Raw genomic sequence first — 3,385 nt, forward strand, 5'->3', positions numbered from 1 at the left:
GCACTGGGAGGTGCCGCCGCCGCGGGCGAGGATCGGAACCCCCTGTGCCGCCGCGACCTCGATGGCGGCCTGTACGTCCTCTTCGTCCTTCGGGGACAGAACGCCGAGCGGCATCATCTGGTAGAGCGATGCGTCGGTCGCGTAGCGGCCCCGGGAAAAGTCATCGAACAGAAGGTCGCCGGACACCCGCTGGCCAAGAACGTCGGAAAGCTGAGACATGGGCCGTCCTGTCAAAGTGAATGATTTTTGAAACTGGTGATTGACATAATTATGAATTCAAAATTACGTTGGATCAACCGAAAAGCACTGCGCCGCCATCCGGGCAGGCGGGCTGCGACACTATGACGGAGGTCGATCGGGATGCGCAAAGCGGGGCGTCATTTTCTACAGATACCGGGGCCGAGTGCCGTGCCGGATCGGATCCTGAGCGCGATCAGTCAGCAGACGATCGATCACCGGGGGCCTGCCTTTGCCAAGGTCGGCCTGCGTGCGCTCGAAGGGTTGAAGACCATTTTCAAGACCGATGAGCATGTGTTCATCTTTCCCGCCTCGGGCACCGGCGCGTGGGAAGCGGCACTGGTCAATACGCTATCGCCGGGCGATCACGTCCTGATGTATGAGACGGGGCATTTCGCGACCCTGTGGAAGAAGCTGGCCGAGAAGCTGGGCCTGAAGGCCGAGTTCATCGAAGGCGACTGGCGCGGCGGTGCGGACCCCGAGCGGATCGAGGCGCGGCTGGCCGAGGATAAGGGCCATGAGATCAAGGCGGTCTGTGTCGTTCATAACGAGACTTCGACAGGATCGGTGTCGCCCATCGCCGAAGTGCGCAAGGCCATCGACCGGGCGAATCATCCGGCGCTGTTCATGGTCGATACGATCTCGGGCCTTGCCTCGTTGGAATACAAGCACGACGAATGGGGGGTCGATGTCACGGTATCGGGGTCGCAGAAGGGTCTGATGCTGCCGCCCGGCCTGTCGTTCAACGCGGCCAGCGCCAAGGCGCTGGCGGCCAACAAGACGGCGAAACTGCAGAGATCCTACTGGGACTGGGCCGATATGCTGGGCCCCAACAAGACCGGTTATTTCCCCTATACGCCCGCCACGAACATGCTCTACGGTCTCAACGAGGCCATCGACATGCTGCATGAAGAGGGGCTGGAGAACGTCTTTGAACGCCATGCCCGCCACGGGGCCGCGACCCGGGCGGCGGTGCGCACATGGGGNCTGGAGGTGCTCTGTGCGACCCAAGGCCAGGAAAGCGGCGTTCTGACGGCGGTGAAGATGCCCGAAGGCGAAAGCGCCGATGCCTTCCGCGCGACGACATTGGAACATTTCGACATTTCGCTGGGCAACGGATTGTCGAAGGTCGCCGACAAGGTCTTTCGGATCGGCCACCTCGGGGACTTCAACGACCTGATGCTCGTCGGCACGCTGGCGGGTGTCGAGATGGGCCTGAAAAAGGCCGGTGTACCGCATGAGGCGGGCGGGGTGCAGGCGGCAATGAAACGACTTGCCTAATGTCGGCGGGCCGGGAGGGCCCGCGGGCGCAACATCAACTCTGGGAGGAGATCATCATGAAAATGGTTAAGAAAGTACTGGCAGCCACTACGGCCATCGGTTTGGCCACCGCTGCCTCCGGTGCCGAAATGACGATGAAATTCGGGCATGTCGGCGCGCCCGGCTCGCTGTTCGAAGCCTCGGTCGACAACTTCGCCGAATGCGTCAATTCCAGCATGGGCGATGCCGTCGAGGTGCAGACCTTCGGATCGTCGCAGTTGGGTAACGATAAGGAAATGCTGCAGAAGCTGAAGCTGGGGCAGATCGACTTCTCGCTGCCGTCCTCCATCATGTCTTCGGTGGACGATTCCTTCGGCATCTTCGAGATGCCCTATATCATCACCAGCCGCGACCACATGCGCCGCGTGCAGGACGAGATGATGGACGAGTTCCAGGCCGCGGCCAACGACAACGGCTATCACATCGTCGGGCTGGCGGAGAACGGGTTCCGCCATATCACCAACAACGTGCGGCCGATCAACGTGCCTGCCGACCTCGAAGGCATCAAGCTGCGCACGCCCAACGGTGTCTGGCGGCTGCGGATGTTCCAGGAATACGGCGCCAACCCGACGCCCATGGCCTTTTCGGACGTTTTCACCGCGCTTCAGACGGGCGTGATCGACGGGCAGGAAAACCCCTATGCCCAGATCGCATCGGCCAAGTTCCAGGAAGTGCAGAAGTATCTTTCGGTCACCGGGCATGTCTACACCCCGGCCTATATCCTGATGTCGAAGAAGAAGTATGACGGTCTTTCGGACGAGGTTAAGGCCGGTCTGACCGATTGCGCCAACCAGACGCAGGATTTCACCTACGAAAAGGCCGCCGAGCTGGAAGAAAGCCTGCTGCAGGAGATCAAGGACGCGGGCGTCGAGGTGAACGAGGCCGACAAGGCCGCCTTCATCGAAGCCTCCAAGCCGGTCTATGACGCCTTCGCCGCAGAGGTCGATGGCGCGCAGGAGATGATCGACACGGTTCTTGGCCTCGGCCAGTCGGGCTGATCCACATCCGGGCGGCGGGACCGACCCGCCGCCCGACCCCCAATTCCCAACGCGCATCGACCGCCCCGGCCAGCGCCATCCGCGCAGGACCGGTGCGCGATGTCCAACAAGTCGAGCCTCAATGGAACATGCTGCCTATCCCAAGCTGTCGCGGATCAACCGCATCATCAGCGGGATCCTCGAATGGATCACCATCAGCCTGATGATCCTGCTGACGGTGGTCGTCGGATTTGCCGTGATCGCGCGTCTGATGGGCGACAGCTTTTCGTGGTACGACGAGGTCGCGGCGATCATGCTGGCCTGGATCACCTATTACGGCAGTGCGCTCGCAGCACTCCATCGCCGCCACATCGGTTTTGACACCGTGCTTCTGGCGCTGCCGAAGAACCTGCGGATCCCGGCGGTGCTGCTGGGCGAGGTGATCGTGCTGACCTTCTTTTTCCTCATGGCGCGGGCCGGGCTTCAGGTGCTGGACGTGCTGGCCGGTGACACGCTGGTTTCGCTGCGCTGGGTGCCGGTGCAATTCACCCAGTCGGTCATCCCGATCGGGGCCATTCTGTTCATGCTGGCGCAGGTGCTGAGCCTGCCTGCCTATCTGAAGCTGACCTCTGCGGGGATTTCGCTGGAACATGCGGAAATCGAGGAAGAGGTCGAAACCGAACTCGAAAAGAACAAGGACCGCGTCTGATGCTGATGGCCGCCATATTCATTGCGATGCTGGTGATGATCTGCATCAACATCCCCATTGCCGTCGCCCTTGCCGTGAGCGGCGTGATCGGCCTGCTGTTCACCGAAGGGCCCGGCAGCCTCGTGACGATCGCGCTCGATAT

At 61.6% G+C, this 3,385-nt stretch carries 4 protein-coding genes; 3 read left to right on the forward strand and 1 reads right to left on the reverse strand.

Annotated elements, in window-relative coordinates; genetic code table 11:
• The coding region (locus A3764_RS11980; protein ID WP_150122153.1) for an FAD-binding oxidoreductase at window positions 1-219 on the reverse strand (219 nt) is incomplete at its 3' end.
• Window positions 220-360: 141 nt separating this feature from the next.
• Between A3764_RS11980 and A3764_RS11985 the strand changes: the two genes are divergently transcribed.
• The 3 genes from A3764_RS11985 (at window position 361) to A3764_RS11995 (ending at window position 3,243) form a co-directional block, all read left to right on the forward strand.
• A complete protein-coding gene (locus A3764_RS11985) occupies window positions 361-1,518 on the forward strand; it encodes a pyridoxal-phosphate-dependent aminotransferase family protein (RefSeq protein WP_067923562.1) in 1,158 nt (385 codons plus the stop codon).
• Window positions 1,519-1,574: 56 nt separating this feature from the next.
• A complete protein-coding gene (locus A3764_RS11990) occupies window positions 1,575-2,555 on the forward strand; it encodes a TRAP transporter substrate-binding protein (RefSeq protein WP_067923573.1) in 981 nt (326 codons plus the stop codon).
• 121 nt (window positions 2,556-2,676) lie between these two features.
• Window positions 2,677-3,243, forward strand: a complete 567-nt coding sequence (locus A3764_RS11995; RefSeq protein ID WP_067923559.1) for a TRAP transporter small permease — start codon at window positions 2,677-2,679, stop codon at window positions 3,241-3,243.
• Window positions 3,244-3,385 lie beyond the last annotated feature (142 nt).

It is taken from the genome of Sulfitobacter sp. HI0129 (assembly GCF_001635395.1).
Taxonomy (GTDB): Bacteria; Pseudomonadota; Alphaproteobacteria; order Rhodobacterales; family Rhodobacteraceae; genus Sulfitobacter.